This is a genomic window from Pseudomonadales bacterium (assembly GCA_024234615.1).
In the GTDB taxonomy this organism is placed as follows: domain Bacteria; phylum Pseudomonadota; class Gammaproteobacteria; order Pseudomonadales; family IMCC2047; genus JAJFKB01.
In genome coordinates, this window is the sequence record JACKNY010000001.1 from 207,856 (window position 1) to 223,934 (window position 16,079).

Consider the following 16,079-nt stretch of genomic DNA (forward strand, 5'->3'; position numbering starts at 1 on the left):
TACTTAATTTAGTGTGTTCCCGTCAAACATAAGGACTTAATCAGGGCTTCCTTAAGCATAATAATGCTATGCCAACAGCTCAGAGAGTAACTCTTTGAGCGCGCTTTGTTGCTTGGTGATGGAAAGACGACGAGACTCCACAATAGCGATAAGTTGTCGCAGTGCTTCATCGAACTGATCGTTGACCAGCAGATAGTCATACTCTGCATAATGGGACATTTCATCCACCGCCTGCGCCGTACGATGCTCAATGGTTGACTGATCATCCTGTCCGCGAGATTCCAGCCGGGCTCTGAGCGTTTGCTTGGAGGGTGGCAAAATAAAAATGCCCACGCTTGCCGGCATTAACCGGCGCACCTGTGCAGCACCCTGCCAGTCAATTTCCAAAATAACATCCTGGCCTGCTGCTAGCTGTTTCTCAACGCGGCTTTGCGAGGTGCCATATTTGTTGCCAAAGACCGTGGCGTATTCCAGAAAATCACTTTGTTCTAGCATTTCTTCAAAGGTTTGTTTTGAAACGAAATTATAATGAACGCCATCTTCCTCGCCCGCCCGTTTTGGTCGAGTTGTGAAAGAAACGGAGACCACAATGGAAGGCACTTTTTCGATCAGCGCGCGCACTAAACTGGTCTTTCCGGCTCCAGAAGGAGCGGAGATGATAAAAAGTGTACCGGGGGGATTTGTCATTATACCCATTGTCTTCCTATTCTATGTTTTGGATTTGCTCACGCATCTGTTCAATTAAAACCTTAAGCTCCACTGCTGCTTGAGTAATATCGGTATCAATCGCTTTAGATGAAAGCGTGTTAGCTTCGCGGTTAAGTTCCTGCATCAAAAAATCCAAGCGGCGGCCAACGGCACCGGATTGTTTTAAGGTGCGTTTGACTTCCTTAACATGCGTTTTTAAGCGGTCAAGTTCCTCCTCTACATCAGCTTTCTGTATCAGCAGAGCCATTTCTTGCTCAATACGTGAAGAATCAAGATTGATGCACAGTTCTTCATAGCGACTGATCAGTCTTTGTTTTTGCTGATCCAGCACCTTGGGGATTTTACCCCGAATATCGGTGGTTACTTTGTCGATGCTTGCCAGCCGTTGCTCAATAAATTTAGCGAGAGCGCTCCCTTCTTGTTTGCGCATATCCACCAGTTGTTTGAGTGCATCTTGGTAAAGCTGAAAGGCCGTTTTCTTAACCTTGTCATATTCGATGTCAGCCGTTTGTAAAACCCCTGGCCACTTTAACAACTCCAGAGAATTACAGCTTTCCGCTGCCCCCGTATGTTGGCTGACTTGGGCTAAGGCTTGTTGCAGCTGGTTAAGAAGCTCCGTGTCAATTTTTAAACTTGCGGAATCTTCGTTGGTGTTGCGGTAAAACAAACTTGATTCTATTTTGCCGCGGGATAATTTTTTGCGTAGTAATTCACGTAACGGTGGCTCTAACTCTCTAAAGTTTTCCGGTAAGCGAAACTGCGTTTCTAAGTAACGATGGTTAACTGATCGTATTTCCCAGATTAATACACCCCATTCAGTTTGTGCTTCCTGGCGCGCAAAGGCGGTCATACTGATGGTCATTAAAACTCCCTAAAGGCAGGTTTTTGTGGTTACGCGGTTTCTAAAATCCAGCAACATTATACCGCTAGAACAGGGTATAATGCTGCACTTTATGTTGACCAGAGACAGGAAAAACGCATGCGTCCAAGCGGTAGAACGACAGATCAATTAAGACCAATCAACATTAGCCGCGGCTATACTAAACATGCAGAGGGCTCGGTATTAGTGGAGTTTGGCGATACCAAAGTGATCTGCACGGCGAGTATTGATTCTGGCGTGCCAAGCTTTTTAAAGGGCAAAGGGGAAGGTTGGATCACCGCTGAATATGGCATGTTGCCGCGCTCTACTGGTTCGCGTATGGGGCGAGAAGCTGCGCGCGGTAAACAAGGTGGTCGCACTGTGGAGATTCAGCGCCTCATAGGCCGTTCCCTGCGTGCTGCGATAGATCTGAAAAAGTTGGGTGAAAATACTATTGTTATCGATTGTGATGTTATTCAAGCCGATGGAGGCACCCGCACTGCGGCCATTACTGGTGGCTGTGTGGCGCTGGTAGATGCCGTAAAACTGTTGATGGAACGAGGCAAAATCAAAGAAAATCCGATCAAACATTTGATCGCCGCCGTCTCTGTGGGTATTTATCAGGGGCAGCCGGTGTTGGATTTGGATTACGCCGAAGACTCCAAGGCGCAAACAGACATGAATGTTATCATGACCGAACAGGCAGGCTTCGTGGAGGTGCAGGGGACAGCTGAAGACGGCGCCTTTAGCGCAGAAGAGCTACAGGGAATGTTAATGCTGGCGCAGCAGGGGATTGCCGAGCTTGTTACCCTGCAGCAACTAGCACTAGAGAAATAAACTATATTCATTTAAATCTGTTGGATTAATGATTGATGCAGGATTATCAACGTAGCTTTATTGATTTCGCTATTAAACAGCAGGTGTTGTGTTTTGGCGAGTTCACCCTAAAATCAGGACGGATAAGTCCTTATTTTTTTAATGCCGGTCTTTTTAATAGCGGTGCAGCACTTGCTCAATTAGGGCGTTTTTATGCCTCTGCGATACAAGCGTCTGGAATAAAGTATGACGTCATGCTCGGTCCCGCTTATAAAGGTATACCTTTGGTGGCTACTACAGCAGTGGCATTGGCTAATGAGTATCATTTAGATATCCCCTACGTCTTTAACCGCAAAGAGAAAAAACAACACGGTGAAGGTGGACAGCTAGTCGGGGCGCCAATGCGTGGCAGGATTTTAATTATCGATGATGTGATAACCGCCGGTACGGCAATCCGTGAGGTAATGCAACTAATCAAGCAGAATGGTGCAACTCCCGCCGCCGTAGTCATTGCGTTGAATCGACAAGAAAAAGGTCAGGGACAACTCTCTGCTATCCAAGAGGTGGAGCGGGACTTCGGTATTCCTGTTATCAGCATTATTAACCTCAACGATCTGGTGGACTACTTTAATGAACGAGCGGACGTTTCTGGTTTGCTGGAAGACCTGCAGACTTATCGCGCTCGTTATGGCGTGAATTAAAATTATATTCTGCCGGTTTTGCCTGTATGATTAATTTGAACTAACCTTTGAAAGCAAAGCCAAAGTTTTGTAGGGGTGCTCCCACAAGCAATGTGATCTTTGTAGATGTAAAATAACCTAATATGCCAGGTGCCAAATTGAAATATTTTGTCACAGTCACGTTACTTTTCCTGATGTTACAGCCGGTGTGGTCGGCGGGATTCAGTTATCGCTATCGAGATAATACCGGGATCACGCATATCGGCTATTCAATTCCACCGCAGTTTGTTGAAAACGGCTACGAAATGCTGAATGACCAAGGTCGCGTAGTTGAGGTGGTATTACCGAAAAAAGTTTTAGACGAGCGCTCAAAAGAATTGCTGCGTGAAGCCGAGATCAGACACCAAACTGAAATGCAACGCTCTAAGGATGAAGCGTTATTAAGGTTCTATAGCTCGATAGAAGATGTCGAGCGTGTGCGTGAACGCAAGCTTTTAGAATTTGATAATTTTATGAATATTCAGGAAGCCAACATTCTTTCGTACAAAAAGAAGGTGGCTAACCTACAGGCTCAGGCAGCGGAACTAGAGCGAACCAATCGTGACATACCCAAGGAAATTTTGGATACGTTAAAAACGCTGGAAGAAAAAATAAGTGATGCGGAGCAAGCGATAGAACTGAAAAAGAAGGAGAAGGAACAAGTGCGTCAAGCGTTTGAGCAGGACATTAAGCGGTTGGGTTATTTATTGTTTGGCGACGAACCGATCGCAACTCAGTCAGCAAAAAGCAAGTGATTTATATTGCAGCAGACGATTTTTTTGGAGTCAGAATACTCAGGTAACGTGCAACCAGCTCGTGGTTAGGTTATGACTCAGTTAAATACGCAAACTTTTCCTGACTAAATAAATCAGCAGAAATTAACCGCCATTGCTCAGGCCACATTTCGTTTGGCGCCTGTTTGAAGCCACTTCTCACAAATTGAATAATTCTGCCCTCTACCCAAGCGAGTAGTAGGTTTGCTGTAGCGGTAACTGATTGAGAAACAACGAGATTTTCCTGTACTTCCGCTTGTCGTAAAATCTGTTTCAGTTGTGTTTCCAAACGCTCAAAAACCTGTGACGTGCGTGCGCGCAAGCGTTCATTTTCACCAGTTAATGCATCTCCCGTGAGTAGTCGGCATAGGCCAGGATTTTTTGCCGCAAAGTTAACAATAAGAGAAAGCATTCTTTCACAGCGCGCAGCGGCTGCATTTTCTTCATTTAAAATAATTCTAATGCGTGAAAAAAGGGTGTCTTCGACAAATTCTATCAGCGCCTCAAACATTTTGGTCTTGCTGGGAAAATGTCGGTAGAGAGCGGCTTCGGATACTCCTACCTGTTGTGCCAACGCCGCTGTCGTCACCCTCTGGCCTGGGTGTGATTCCAGCATCTGTGCTAGCGTTTGCAAAATGATTTCTCGGCGTGATGTTTTAGCTTTTGTCATAAGTGATTTCGAAACACCAGATTTATTCTTTGGACTGCATAATCTTACTCGGCAGACGCTGATCTGTCAGCCGAGTATGCTTATTAAAAGAGAAACTTATTTATTGTTGCTGATGGGTGATGAGAGTGCCTATACCCTTGTCGGTAAGAATCTCCAGTAAAGTCGCGTGAGGAACACGCCCATCTATAATGTGGCTGCTGGTGACTCCGCCAGCTACTGCGTCCAAAGCGCAACGTATTTTAGGCAACATGCCGCCGTAAATAGTGCCGTCCGCAATAAGCGCTTTCACTTGCTCGGGGTCTAGCCCCGTCAACACTTTACCCGATTTATCCAGTAGCCCTGCGGTATTTGTCAGTAAAATTAATTTTTCAGCCTTAAGCTGCTCGGCAACTTTGCCAGCCACTAGATCAGCATTGATGTTGTAGGAAACACCATCTTCTCCGACGCCAATCGGTGCGATAACAGGAATGAAATCACTGTTCACCAACATATCCACCACGCTTGAATTAATACAGGTAACTTCTCCGACATGTCCGATATCCACTATTTCAGAGGCCTCCATTTCGGGGGTTTTACGAGTAACTTGCAGTTTTCTAGCTTTAATAAAATGGCCATCTTTACCGGTTAGTCCCACCGCTTTGCCGCCGTTCTGATTCATCAGATTAACAATTTCCTTATTGACGAGGCCCCCTAATACCATCTCCACCACATCCATGGTTTCACTATCGGTGACGCGCATACCATCAAAAAAATGTGATTCGATATTAAGTTTTTGTAAATAGGAGCCAATTTGAGGCCCGCCACCATGTACCACAACAGGGTTGATGCCGACATGCTTGAGCAGGACAATATCTCGGGCAAAGCTGTTTTTGAGCTCTTTATCGATCATGGCGTTGCCGCCGTATTTGATCACGATAGTTTTGCCACTAAAGCGTTGAATATAGGGTAGCGCTTCCAGGAGAACTCTGGGGATTAGTTGTAATTCATTAGGGTCGGACATTTTTACCTTAATTCAAAGTTAGCCAAAGTCACATGGCCAATAATTCTCGTAAGTCTATCGTTAAAAAGGAATCTTGAGATCAGGAGCCACGGCGAGTAATGCTTGTTTAAATCGGCTTTGTATCTGCGCCAGGGCAGCCTCATCGTCTGCGCCGAAACGCAGTACCAAAACGGGTGTGGTATTGGAGGCCCGCACCAGACCCCAGCCATTGTCAAAGTCGGCGCGGATGCCGTCAATGGTTATTACTTCGGCGTCAGCAAAATTCGCTTCCTGTTGTAGTTGAGACACGATATCGAATTTGCTTTCGTCCGTCACTTTAATATTAATCTCCGGCGTGCTGATATCGTCTGGAAATGCCTCAAAAAGGGTGTCAGCATCTCTTTCGTCGAGCCCAAGAATTTCCAATAGTCGGGCTGCGCTGTAGATGCCATCGTCAAACCCAAACCAGCGTTCTTTAAAAAATATGTGACCGCTCATTTCGCCCGCAAGCAAGGCTCCGGTTTCTCGCATTTTGGCCTTAATCAGAGAATGCCCCGTTTTCCACATGATGGGCCGCCCGCCGTAATTACTAATCAGGCCGGCTAAGCGTCGAGAACACTTAACGTCGAAAATGATATCAGCACCGGGATTGCGCGAGGCGACGTCTTTAGCAAACAGCATCATTAATCGATCTGGCCAGATGATATTGCCGCGATTAGTAACCACTCCCAGGCGGTCACCATCACCGTCAAAGGCCAAGCCGATATCAGCCTGCTGAGCTAACACGGTGTCGATTAAATCCTTGAGGTTTTCTGGTTTGCCCGGATCAGGATGATGATTCGGAAATCGACCGTCTATTTCGCAGTAAAGGGGGATTACTTCGCAGCCCAAGGCCTCGATCAGTTTTGGCGCAACTACGCCAGCAACACCATTACCGCAGTCGAGTACGACCTTTAATGGTTTGCCAATTGCAATATCGCTGGTGATTTGTTCGATATAATTGCCCAGGATATCCAAATCATCCAAGGCTCCGTTGCCAGAGTTAAACTGATTTCTTTCGATCATTTGACGCAGAGATTGAATTTCTTGGCCAGCCAAGGTGTTGCCATCAACCACAATTTTAAAGCCGTTGTAATTTGACGGATTATGACTGCCGGTAATCATAATGCCTGACTTAGCTTCAGTGACATTGGTCGCGAAGTAAACCATTGGAGTGGGCACGGTTCCAATATTAATCACATCGCTACCACTATCACGCAGTCCTCGGACCAGCGCGGCACATAATTCCGGGCTGGATAAACGCCCGTCAGCGCCGACTACGACAGAGTCATTGCCTTTGATTTTCGCTACGGTTCCCACTGCCTGGCCCAGGCGGTAGGCGACATCGGTATCCAAAGTTTCATCGACGATGCCACGAATGTCATAGGCGCGGAATATACTGGCGGAAATTTCTCGCGGGGAAATGGCGGGTTGATTATCAGTCGTATTCTCCTCGCTTAAGGTGATGTCATTTCTGACCGTAGAAGGGTTTACCAAGGTATCTAAATCAAGGTCGAGAATGTCCTCATCTTCCAGCTCAGTATCCAGCAACTCGTCAACTTCCATCGCGTCAGCCGGCACTGCCTGAGAGTCAGCAAAATTTTCAGCTGCTACGGGTTTAGCAATTTCATTGTCTAGTGCTTTGTCGTGCTCAGTATTTGCCAGCGTACGAGCCATACTGTGGAACAGGCTCAGGGAAAATTTGGGCGTGGCTTCTTCTTCGCCATTGATGAGGGCGCGAGAATAATTAATCAAACTAATGGCATCACTGCGGACGCTTGTTCTGAGTTTTAAATATGAGAATAGGATACTTAGAGTTACGCCAATCAAAGCAAAAGCCAGAGGTAGCCAGAAGGAGAGGTTGGAAAGGCTATTGGCTTGCGCCAATTTGGTAGAAGGTTGAAATTGCACGCGCAGGTGCGGGGCATCAAGCTTTAGGTCAAGAATGGGCTCATTGGGGTTAAAGCTGGCACCGAGGTGAATCAGTGTTTGCGGTTCACTGCCGCGAAATACTTGTTCCAAGCGCATAGCGCCGTTGCTGGTGTCAAAGTTATTTAATTGATTTTGGAGTGCATTCAGGTGATAAGTAGCCAGTATTACACCTGCAATCGTATCTTTTTTAAGGGTTTTAACCGCCTGCACCATGCGAATTACTGTCTCGCCTTCATAGGAGTGAGATTCTGCCGAGACCTCGTCACCCTGTTCGGCACGGTTAACCATATCCACTTCCCGAAAACTAAGTTGATATTTTTCCCGGTTCAGGCTGGCGCCGCTATAGGGTAACAGTTTGACCTTAATGAGGTCAGGAATATTAGCGGTAATAACTTTTTCAGCATCGGCAATTGCTTGAAGATTCTGTTGCTGTAATACCTTTGCGAGTTCTGTTTGCGTCGAGATGTGCGCTAACTGATGTTGTAGCTGCGCAAGCTTCTGGTTGAAATAATTCGTATAGGTTTGCGCATAGGATTGAAAAAAAGTTGCGGTAAGTTGCTTGTTACTGCCATTAATAACCAGCGTAAATAGTAAAAAGGCAGTAACAGCGAGTGCCGCCACCGAACCAAGCAAGCTGAAAAAGCTAAACTTGAACAAACTCTGATCGGGTTCAATCGCCTTGCGGGCGTCGTTGGGTGATGCCGCAGTTTTTGTTTTTGACAAGTTATCCCCCTACCCTAAAGCTGTTTGTGCATAGTCGATATGCTAATAAATTAGTGCCCTCCAGTATGGCCGAAGCCTCCATCGGCCCGCTCAGTAGAAATAAATTCTTCTACCACTTCAAACTGAGCTTGGATAACCGGGACAATGATCATTTGGGCGATGCGTTCGCCAACCTTTATAGTGTAGCTTGCTTCTCCACGATTCCAACAAGAAACCATTAATTGTCCTTGATAATCCGAATCGATTAAACCTACCAAATTACCCAAGACGATGCCATGTTTATGTCCGAGGCCGGATCGAGGTAGTAGCATGGCTGCGTATTGCGGGTCTTGTAGGTAGATTGCTAGTCCGGTCGGAATTAATAGCGTTTGCCCTGGCGCGAGTGCTATGTCCTGATCAATGCAGGCGCGTAAGTCGAGCCCGGCGGAGCCTTGCGTTGCATATTCTGGTAGGGGTATTTCATTGCCAATACGGGGATCGAGAATTTTAATCTGAAGTTTTTGCATAGTTTATTTTTTTTGTGAGGTTGATTTGTTGGGAAATAGCGGTAATTATTTGGCGCGCAATTTGGCGTTTGGATGATTGTTCTAGATTGATGCTACGCTCCGGCCAAATCAGCGTGACCGCGTTATCATCGCTGTCAAAGCCGATACCCTTGGTAGAAACGTCGTTTGCCACAATCATATCAAGCTTCTTGTTTTTTAATTTATTTTGAGCGTAGCTAATCAAATCCTGGGTTTCTGCGGCAAATCCCACTGTATAGGGTTTGTCCGGTATCGCCGCTACCGCCGCTACGATATCCAATGTCTTCTTCAGCTCAATCCTCATAGTGTCAGGAGAGCTTTTTATTTTCTGAGGAGCAACACGCAATGGGCTATAATCGGCAACTGCCGCTGAAGCAATAAAGATATCGCAGACTGGAGCCAAGCGTAGTGCCGACTCATACATCTGCTGCGCACTAATAACGGCTTCTAGCTTTACCCTTGGTGGTGGTGATAGCGATACTGGCCCACTGATCAGCGTTACTTTTGCGCCAGCCTCAACAGCGGCTTCAGCGAGCGCATAACCCATTTTTCCAGAGCTATTATTGGTAATGTATCGAACTGGGTCGATTGCTTCGCGTGTCGGTCCTGCGGTGATCACTAGGTGTTTACCGCTCAATGCATATTGTTCAAATTGATTGGCGGTTAGTCTTAGTAATTCAGCAGGTTCCAACATCCTTCCGGGGCCAACATCACCACAAGCTTGTGCTCCGTGCCCAGGCCCCATGATAATTTTGCCGTCTTCCTGCAGTCTCCTTAGGTTGCGTTGAGTGTTGACATCTTGCCACATTGCTTGATTCATAGCTGGAGCTAAAGCAATCGGCGCTCTCGATGCCAAGCACAGGGTTGTTAATAGATCATCACCTCGTCCCTGTGCTAATCGCGCCATAAAATTTGCGCTGGCGGGGGCGATCAAAATAATATCCGCCCAGCGCGCCAGCTCGATATGCCCCATGCCCGCCTCAGTGCTGGGGTCAAGCAGCTTGGTGTGAACCGGATTTCCAGTTAGCGCTTGCATCGTTAGGGGTGTAATAAATTCTTGTGCAGCCTGCGTCATTACTACGCGAACAGTAGCGCCGGCATCTATTAGGAGACGTGATAGTTCTGCGCTTTTGTAGGCGGCAATGCCGCCAGTAATGCCGAGTAAAATCTGTTTGTTAGTGAGACGGTGCATCGAGAAATTATGGTGTTATTGAATGAATGGATTAAGATACCATTGCTTTGGATTGGATAACAGGCCCGGCAATGCATTATCGGCTTTTTCAAGGTCGCCAAGCGGAGCTTGAATGCAGAGAAAGGATAAGTGTTCAGCAAAGGTTAAATAATAAACAGGTTAAATAAGATAATCACTATGACAAGGATGTGACTATGGCAATTAGGGAATGGCCAGAAGCCGAGAGGCCCCGAGAAAAATTAATCAAGGCTGGTGCAGCGGCCCTCTCAGATGCGGAGTTGCTTGCCATTTTTCTCCGTACTGGGATACCAGGGTTAACTGCAGTTGACTTAGCTCGCCGTTTATTACTATCTTTTGGTGGTCTGAGAGGGATTTTAGAGGCTGACTTTCAAAGCTTCTCCGCGCAACCTGGTTTGGGGTTAGCCAAGTATGCGCAATTGCAAGCGATCTTGGAAATGGCTCACCGCCATTTGGCTGAACGTATGCAGAACGGAGTCGAAATCACCAGCCCCGATGTAACCAGAGAATTTCTATCCGTCACTATGCGTGCCTACCAGCAGGAAGTATTTGCGTGCCTTTATTTGGATAGTCAGCATCGACTGATCCATTTTCATACGCACTTCTTTGGTACTGTGGATGGTGCTAGCGTCTATCCACGTGAATTGGTGAAGACCGCATTAAAGCACAATGCGGCTGCAGTCATTTTGGCGCACAACCACCCCTCCGGAGTGGCGGAGCCGAGCAGAGCCGATCAAACGATCACGCGGGGCATACAGTCGGCGCTAGAGCTGGTGGATGTGCGAGTACTTGACCATATGATAGTTGGGGATGGGGAGGTTATTTCCTTTGCTGAGCGTGGGTTGATATGAATTGCAACTCTGATGCAGGAGCAGCTTCTTCACGGCTCGAAAAAGTCTAGGTATGGCTTGTCAACCATTGACTGTTCTGGTATAAATGCGTCCCCTTTGCGGTTGCCCAATGAACATTAGGCGACGTATTAAAAGATTTAATTAAGTTAAGGACGTAACAATGTCTAAAGTATGTCAGGTTACCGGAAAGCGTCCGGTTACTGGAAATAACGTATCACATGCACACAACAAGACGCGCCGTCGGTTTTTGCCAAACCTGCATATGCATCGATTTTGGGTTGAATCAGAGAAGCGATTCGTCAAGCTGCGAGTATCTTCTAAAGGTATGAGAATTATTGATAAGCAGGGTATTGAGAAAGTATTGTCCGATATCCGCGCTCGCAAAGCATAAGCTAAATATCTATATTGCCGGTACGAAAATTTTAAGGAATTAAAAGATGCGCGAAAAAATTAAATTGGTTTCATCTGAAGGTACTGGGCATTTTTATACCACTACCAAAAATAAGCGTAACATGCCCGATAAGATGGAAATCAAAAAATATGATCCAGTGGTTCGTAAGCATGTGCTTTATAAAGAAGCTAAAATAAAATAAGCACAATCGCCTATTTTGAAAGCCCAGCGATGTCTGGGCTTTTTTATGCCTGTCAGTTTAGCTGGTTACAGTGAGATAGATTTTTCTATTATTGGGTAACTAATTGTTCAGAATGGGCTGAGCGCCACAGAAAGTCGCTGTAAGACAGTAGTTTGATTTAATTGGTCGGAGTGAGAGGATTTGAACCTCCGACCCCCTCGTCCCGAACGAGGTGCGCTACCAGGCTGCGCCACACTCCGACTCGGTGCGGATTTTACACATTAATTATTTCGATTGACAGCCAACGCGACCAGATTTTCCAGCGCGTCGCGGTATTGGTTATTAGGAAGAGTTTCCAATTGAAGAACGGCCTGCTGAGCTTCTAGTTGTGCTTGCTCTTTGGCGAAGTCGATGGCGCCGCAGGCATTAACCAGAGCTATAATTTCTTGTTCAGCAGCGGTGGAATTACCATTGGTAATTGTGTCGCGTATTAGTTTTAGTTCGGTTTCGTTGCTGTTTTCCATGGTGTAAATTAAAGGCAGCGTTACTTTGCCTTCCGCAAGGTCATCCCCGACATTTTTACCCATTTTCTTGGCATCGCCCTCGTAATCGAGGACGTCATCAATAAGTTGGAAAGTCATGCCCAAATGCAGGCCATAATCTTTAAGTGCCTGCTCTTGTCGGTTGTCGACCTGGCTTAATACCGCTGCAGTATAGGATGAGGCCTCGAAGAGTATCGCAGTTTTTGCCTTAATGACATCGCGGTATTCCTGCTGGGTAAGTTCAGCATTACGCACATTGGCGAGCTGCCGCACCTCACCTTCGGAAATTTGGTTAGTACTGTGAGCCAGGATTGACATAATACGCATGTCGCCCAGTTCGACCATCATTTGAAAGGCGCGTGAATAGAGGAAGTCGCCAACCAGTACGCTGGGGGCGTTACCCCAAACGGCATTGGCGGTGGAGCGACCGCGTCGTAATTCGGAGGTGTCGACCACATCATCATGCAATAGGGTTGCGGTATGTAGGAATTCAATAATAGCAGCTAACAAGGAATGATTGCTGCCTTGATAGCCGCAGCAATTGGCGGCTAGCAATACTAACAGCGGACGAATGCGTTTACCGCCGCCGTCCACGAGGTATTGACTGATGGTCTCGACAAGCTGAACATCCGAGTGAAGCTGGCCAAGAATTAACTGATTGACTGCCTCAAAATCGGCTGCAACCATCGAAAAAATTGGTTTCGAATCCATAGGTTAAAGCCAGCAAATTAGGGCATGAATACTAGGTGGCAAGGCTTTGGCTGTCAATATCAAGCCTGACGAATAGCCTTATTATGGACTATAATCACTGCTTATTTTGGGGCGGCGCAAAATTTCCGACAATATCCTGTTTTATTTATGGTTTTACGCTTGATTGGAGGCAATCGATGCCGTAAAATTGCGCCCCCTGTTGACCTCGTCCCTGATATCAGAATTACAACAGGCTTTTTCGCTTCGGACTTTGGGTTTGGGCGCTACGGGTACAATAGGACGAGCAGAATTTCGGAGTAAGGTTATGTACGCAGTAATTAAAAGTGGTGGCAAACAACATCGTGTCCAAGAAGGCGAAACCCTTAAGGTGGAAAAGCTCGACCTTGAGACTGGTTCGGTTTTAGATTTCGATGAAGTATTGATGGTAGGCGAAGGCGATCAGGTTAAAATTGGTGAGCCTTTTGTAGCGGGTAGTAAGGTGAGCGCAGAGATTGTTTCTCACGGTCGCGCGGACAAGGTGAATATCATCAAGTTCAGACGTCGTAAGCATCATTTAAAGCATATGGGCCATCGTCAGTGGTTTACGGAAATTAAAATCACTGGCATCAAGTTTGGTACAGCAACCCGTAAGAAGAAAGCAGAAGCAGAAAGCGAGGATTAGTCATGGCTCACAAGAAGGCAGGTGGTAGTACCCGTAACGGTCGCGATTCGGAATCGAAACGCCTTGGTGTCAAACGTTATGGTAGCCAGTTAGTGACGGCAGGTAGTATTATAGTTCGTCAGCGTGGAACTAAATTCCATCCGGGAAGCAATGTAGGCTGTGGTCGAGACCATACCCTGTTTGCATTAAAAGATGGATTGGTGAAATTTGAAGTTAAGGGTCCCAACAATCGACGATTTGTCAGTATTGAAGCGAGTGCTTAGCGAAAATCAGCATTAGAAAAAGCCCCGCATCGCGGGGTTTTTTTTTGACTGTTATGAGCTTTTGGTCAACATGAGATCAAGCTGATTTTGGCGCTATTACAGGTTACACTAAAATTATGAAATTTATTGATGAAGCGAACATCACCGTAGAAGCAGGCAAAGGCGGTAATGGCTGTCTCAGTTTTTTGCGTGAAAAGTATCGACCCAAGGGTGGCCCCGACGGTGGTGATGGTGGTGACGGTGGTTCGGTTATTCTGGAAGCTAGCGATGCTATTAATACCTTAGTGGATTTTCGCTATCAACCACGTTACAGCGCGGAGTCAGGCCAAAATGGTCGTGGTCGAAACTGTACAGGAGCCGGCGGAGCAAATTTAGTGCTGCAGATTCCGGTGGGTACCTCGGTAATCGATAAGGATACATTGGAATTATTGGTTGATATGACGACGGTTGGGCAGCAATTTGTTATTGCTAAAGGCGGGTTCCATGGTTTGGGTAACGCGCGTTTTAAGTCGAGTGTGAATCGAACTCCACGGCAAACCAGCGATGGCACACTTGGCGAATCTCGCCAACTCAAATTAGAGCTGAAAGTTATCGCGGATGTGGGTTTGTTGGGTATGCCGAATGCGGGTAAGTCCACTTTGATTAGAGCAGTTTCTGCGGCAAGGCCTAAAGTGGCGGATTATCCCTTTACTACCTTGGTGCCAAATCTAGGTGTGGTTAGCGTCGAAAAGCATCGTAGTTTCGTGATTGCAGATATTCCTGGGCTTATCGAAGGCGCTTCTGAAGGGGCTGGATTAGGATTTCAGTTTTTAAGACATGTTGCACGTACCCGCTTGTTGTTGCATATGGTTGATATGGCGCCACTTGATGAATCTGATCCGGTGCAAGCGGTACGTAGTATTGCAAATGAGCTAGAAAAATTTAGTCCGACTTTGGCTCAGCGAGACCGCTGGCTGGTGTTGAATAAGCTTGATTTAATTCCGGCCGAGGAGCGCGAAGATCGATGTAACGCTTTATTAGAGCAGTTATCTTGGGACGGTCCTGTATTCAAAGTGTCGGCGATTCAGAAACAGGGTACGCAGGAATTAAGCGGTGCAATTATGGACTATATCGAGCAGCGCAATAGAAAAGAGACTGAAGATCCAGAGTCCGCTGAAAAAGAGCAGGCAATTAAGGCAAAGATGGAAAAAGAAGCTCGCTTGTGTATACGCGCTTACCATGAGTTACGCGCCCAGAAACGAGCAGAGCGGGATTCAGATGATGACGACGAAGACGATGATGGCGAGGCTGAGGTTTTCTATGTGTCTTGATGATCACTTCATCAGGGATTAGCGCGGGGGTTTTTAATTGTCGGGACTAGATAATGCGTGGGGCCGAGTGTCCCAAGCGAAACGATGGGTGGTTAAAATTGGCAGTGCGCTACTCACGGCAGATGGCGCTGGCTTAGATCAAGCGGCGATTGCCGCCTGGGTAGATCAAATCTCCGCTCTGCGCAAGCAAGGTATAGATATTGTTTTAGTTTCTTCCGGCTCCATCGCTGAAGGCATGTCGCGCCTAAATATGCGTCAACGCCCACATGAATTGCACCGTTTACAAGCGGCAGCGGCGGTGGGTCAAATGGGCCTGATTCAGGCGTATGAATCGAATTTTCAGCGCTATCAAACCCATACCGCACAAATATTGCTAACCCATGATGACCTTTCCAATCGCCAGCGTTACTTGAATGCGCGTAGTACGATTAAGGAGCTGCTCAAACTTGGGGCGGTGCCGGTGATTAACGAGAATGACACGGTCGTCACCGACGAGATACGTTTTGGTGATAATGATTCTTTGGGTGCGCTGGTTGCCAACTTGGTAGAGGCGGATCTACTGATCATACTCACTGACCAGATGGGCTTGCATCAAAGCGATCCTCGTCAAAATCCAGAGGCCCCGATTATTTCGCAAGCTTTCGCCAGTGATCGTACGTTGGATGAGATGGTGAGTGGTGGCATGGGGCGGGTAGGTCGAGGCGGCATGTCAACGAAGTTGAATGCGGCACGCTTGGCATCGCGCTCCGGTACAGGGACACTCATTACCAGTGGGCGACAACAACAGGTTTTAGAGCGGTTGCATCAAGGCGAACAACTCGGCACTTTATTGATACCTGACCTGGAGCCTTTAGTCGCTCGCAAACGTTGGTTGGCTGGCCATTTGCAGGCTCGTGGTCGCATAGTGTTGGATCAGGGTGCGGTAGATGTGCTGATTGGTCAAGGGCGAAGCCTATTGCCGGTTGGCGTCAAAGCGGTCTATGGTGATTTTTCGCGTGGCGACATGGTCACTTGCGAAGGTCTTGATGGTAATGCGATTGCGCGCGGCTTAATTAACTACGATGCTGAGGATTCGAGAAAAATTATGGGTAAGCCCAGTGGGCAAATTGAAGCAATTCTTGGTTATGTGAGTGAGCCGGAACTGATTCACCGAGATAATTTAGTTCTGTTATAAAACATCTATATTTTGCAGGCATAAAAAAAACCGGATTGGATCC

The 16,079-nt window shown here is 46.9% G+C and carries 18 protein-coding genes and 1 tRNA gene; 10 read left to right on the forward strand and 9 right to left on the reverse strand.

The window, feature by feature from the left end:
- Window positions 1–66 precede the first annotated feature (66 nt).
- Both gmk and H6995_00965 read right to left on the reverse strand, forming a co-directional pair.
- A complete protein-coding gene (gene gmk / locus H6995_00960) occupies window positions 67–687 on the reverse strand; it encodes a guanylate kinase (GenBank protein MCP5213567.1) in 621 nt (206 codons plus the stop codon).
- A gap of 16 nt (window positions 688–703) precedes the next feature.
- Complete coding sequence (locus H6995_00965) at window positions 704–1,570, reverse strand: YicC family protein (GenBank protein ID MCP5213568.1); 867 nt, start codon at window positions 1,568–1,570, stop codon at window positions 704–706.
- A 117-nt stretch (window positions 1,571–1,687) separates the two neighbouring features.
- On the opposite strand from H6995_00965, the gene rph reads away from it, so the two are divergent.
- The 3 genes from rph to H6995_00980 all read left to right on the forward strand — a co-directional run bounded on the left by rph (window position 1,688) and on the right by H6995_00980 (window position 3,857).
- Window positions 1,688–2,404 (forward strand): ribonuclease PH, encoded by a 717-nt coding sequence (gene rph, locus H6995_00970; GenBank protein ID MCP5213569.1) that lies wholly within the window; start codon window positions 1,688–1,690, stop codon window positions 2,402–2,404.
- A 35-nt stretch (window positions 2,405–2,439) separates the two neighbouring features.
- Entirely contained in the window at window positions 2,440–3,084 is a 645-nt protein-coding gene (gene pyrE, locus H6995_00975; protein ID MCP5213570.1) for an orotate phosphoribosyltransferase, read from the forward strand.
- Window positions 3,085–3,221: 137 nt separating this feature from the next.
- Entirely contained in the window at window positions 3,222–3,857 is a 636-nt protein-coding gene (locus H6995_00980) for a hypothetical protein (protein ID MCP5213571.1), read from the forward strand.
- Between the two features lie 70 nt (window positions 3,858–3,927).
- Here the strand turns inward: H6995_00980 and slmA are convergent, their stop codons facing one another.
- The 5 genes from slmA to coaBC all read right to left on the reverse strand — a co-directional run bounded on the left by slmA (window position 3,928) and on the right by coaBC (window position 9,934).
- A complete protein-coding gene (gene slmA / locus H6995_00985; protein MCP5213572.1) occupies window positions 3,928–4,545 on the reverse strand; it encodes a nucleoid occlusion factor SlmA in 618 nt (205 codons plus the stop codon).
- Between the two features lie 100 nt (window positions 4,546–4,645).
- Window positions 4,646–5,545 (reverse strand): acetylglutamate kinase, encoded by a 900-nt coding sequence (argB, locus tag H6995_00990; GenBank protein MCP5213573.1) that lies wholly within the window; start codon window positions 5,543–5,545, stop codon window positions 4,646–4,648.
- A gap of 60 nt (window positions 5,546–5,605) precedes the next feature.
- Window positions 5,606–8,218: a phosphomannomutase/phosphoglucomutase gene (locus tag H6995_00995; protein ID MCP5213574.1), complete on the reverse strand. Its 2,613-nt coding sequence runs from the start codon at window positions 8,216–8,218 to the stop codon at window positions 5,606–5,608.
- 50 nt (window positions 8,219–8,268) lie between these two features.
- On the reverse strand, window positions 8,269–8,724 hold the full coding sequence (gene dut, locus H6995_01000) for a dUTP diphosphatase (GenBank protein MCP5213575.1): 456 nt from the start codon (window positions 8,722–8,724) through the stop codon (window positions 8,269–8,271).
- Window positions 8,705–9,934 (reverse strand): bifunctional phosphopantothenoylcysteine decarboxylase/phosphopantothenate--cysteine ligase CoaBC, encoded by a 1,230-nt coding sequence (gene coaBC, locus H6995_01005; GenBank protein ID MCP5213576.1) that lies wholly within the window; start codon window positions 9,932–9,934, stop codon window positions 8,705–8,707. Before coaBC ends, dut begins: the two co-directional genes overlap by 20 nt.
- Window positions 9,935–10,128: 194 nt before the next feature.
- On the opposite strand from coaBC, the gene radC reads away from it, so the two are divergent.
- From radC to rpmG, 3 genes are all read left to right on the forward strand, one after another.
- Window positions 10,129–10,803 carry a DNA repair protein RadC gene (gene radC / locus H6995_01010; protein MCP5213577.1) on the forward strand — a complete coding sequence of 225 codons (675 nt, stop codon included), beginning with the start codon at window positions 10,129–10,131 and terminating at the stop codon, window positions 10,801–10,803.
- A 160-nt stretch (window positions 10,804–10,963) separates the two neighbouring features.
- On the forward strand, window positions 10,964–11,194 hold the full coding sequence (gene rpmB / locus H6995_01015; GenBank protein MCP5213578.1) for a 50S ribosomal protein L28: 231 nt from the start codon (window positions 10,964–10,966) through the stop codon (window positions 11,192–11,194).
- A 46-nt stretch (window positions 11,195–11,240) separates the two neighbouring features.
- Window positions 11,241–11,396: a 50S ribosomal protein L33 gene (gene rpmG / locus H6995_01020; protein ID MCP5213579.1), complete on the forward strand. Its 156-nt coding sequence runs from the start codon at window positions 11,241–11,243 to the stop codon at window positions 11,394–11,396.
- Window positions 11,397–11,558: 162 nt separating this feature from the next.
- Here the strand turns inward: rpmG and H6995_01025 are convergent.
- Both H6995_01025 and H6995_01030 read right to left on the reverse strand, forming a co-directional pair.
- Window positions 11,559–11,635 (reverse strand) — tRNA-Pro (locus H6995_01025).
- Window positions 11,636–11,656: 21 nt separating this feature from the next.
- A complete protein-coding gene (locus tag H6995_01030) occupies window positions 11,657–12,628 on the reverse strand; it encodes a polyprenyl synthetase family protein (protein ID MCP5213580.1) in 972 nt (323 codons plus the stop codon).
- A gap of 304 nt (window positions 12,629–12,932) precedes the next feature.
- Between H6995_01030 and rplU the strand changes: the two genes are divergently transcribed.
- The 4 genes from rplU (at window position 12,933) to H6995_01050 (ending at window position 16,036) form a co-directional block, all read left to right on the forward strand.
- Window positions 12,933–13,289 (forward strand): 50S ribosomal protein L21, encoded by a 357-nt coding sequence (gene rplU, locus H6995_01035; GenBank protein MCP5213581.1) that lies wholly within the window; start codon window positions 12,933–12,935, stop codon window positions 13,287–13,289.
- 2 nt (window positions 13,290–13,291) lie between these two features.
- A complete protein-coding gene (gene rpmA, locus H6995_01040; protein MCP5213582.1) occupies window positions 13,292–13,552 on the forward strand; it encodes a 50S ribosomal protein L27 in 261 nt (86 codons plus the stop codon).
- 116 nt (window positions 13,553–13,668) lie between these two features.
- On the forward strand, window positions 13,669–14,862 hold the full coding sequence (gene obgE, locus H6995_01045) for a GTPase ObgE (GenBank protein MCP5213583.1): 1,194 nt from the start codon (window positions 13,669–13,671) through the stop codon (window positions 14,860–14,862).
- Window positions 14,863–14,899: 37 nt separating this feature from the next.
- The gene (locus H6995_01050) at window positions 14,900–16,036 is read left to right on the forward strand and encodes a glutamate 5-kinase (protein ID MCP5213584.1); all 1,137 of its coding nucleotides are present in this window, start codon (window positions 14,900–14,902) and stop codon (window positions 16,034–16,036) included.
- Window positions 16,037–16,079: the final 43 nt, after the last annotated feature.

Bases quoted from the DNA above. Each gene is read 5' to 3' on its own strand.
- gmk (MCP5213567.1), bottom strand. From the start codon at position 687: ATGACAAATCCCCCCGGTACACTTTTTATCATCTCCGCTCCTTCTGGA.
- H6995_00965 (MCP5213568.1), bottom strand. From the start codon at position 1,570: ATGACCATCAGTATGACCGCCTTTGCGCGCCAGGAAGCACAAACTGAA.
- rph (MCP5213569.1), top strand. From the start codon at position 1,688: ATGCGTCCAAGCGGTAGAACGACAGATCAATTAAGACCAATCAACATT.
- pyrE (MCP5213570.1), top strand. From the start codon at position 2,440: ATGCAGGATTATCAACGTAGCTTTATTGATTTCGCTATTAAACAGCAG.
- slmA (MCP5213572.1), bottom strand. From the start codon at position 4,545: ATGACAAAAGCTAAAACATCACGCCGAGAAATCATTTTGCAAACGCTA.
- argB (MCP5213573.1), bottom strand. From the start codon at position 5,545: ATGTCCGACCCTAATGAATTACAACTAATCCCCAGAGTTCTCCTGGAA.
- dut (MCP5213575.1), bottom strand. From the start codon at position 8,724: ATGCAAAAACTTCAGATTAAAATTCTCGATCCCCGTATTGGCAATGAA.
- coaBC (MCP5213576.1), bottom strand. From the start codon at position 9,934: ATGCACCGTCTCACTAACAAACAGATTTTACTCGGCATTACTGGCGGC.
- radC (MCP5213577.1), top strand. From the start codon at position 10,129: ATGGCAATTAGGGAATGGCCAGAAGCCGAGAGGCCCCGAGAAAAATTA.
- rpmB (MCP5213578.1), top strand. From the start codon at position 10,964: ATGTCTAAAGTATGTCAGGTTACCGGAAAGCGTCCGGTTACTGGAAAT.
- rpmG (MCP5213579.1), top strand. From the start codon at position 11,241: ATGCGCGAAAAAATTAAATTGGTTTCATCTGAAGGTACTGGGCATTTT.
- H6995_01030 (MCP5213580.1), bottom strand. From the start codon at position 12,628: ATGGATTCGAAACCAATTTTTTCGATGGTTGCAGCCGATTTTGAGGCA.
- rplU (MCP5213581.1), top strand. From the start codon at position 12,933: ATGTACGCAGTAATTAAAAGTGGTGGCAAACAACATCGTGTCCAAGAA.
- rpmA (MCP5213582.1), top strand. From the start codon at position 13,292: ATGGCTCACAAGAAGGCAGGTGGTAGTACCCGTAACGGTCGCGATTCG.
- obgE (MCP5213583.1), top strand. From the start codon at position 13,669: ATGAAATTTATTGATGAAGCGAACATCACCGTAGAAGCAGGCAAAGGC.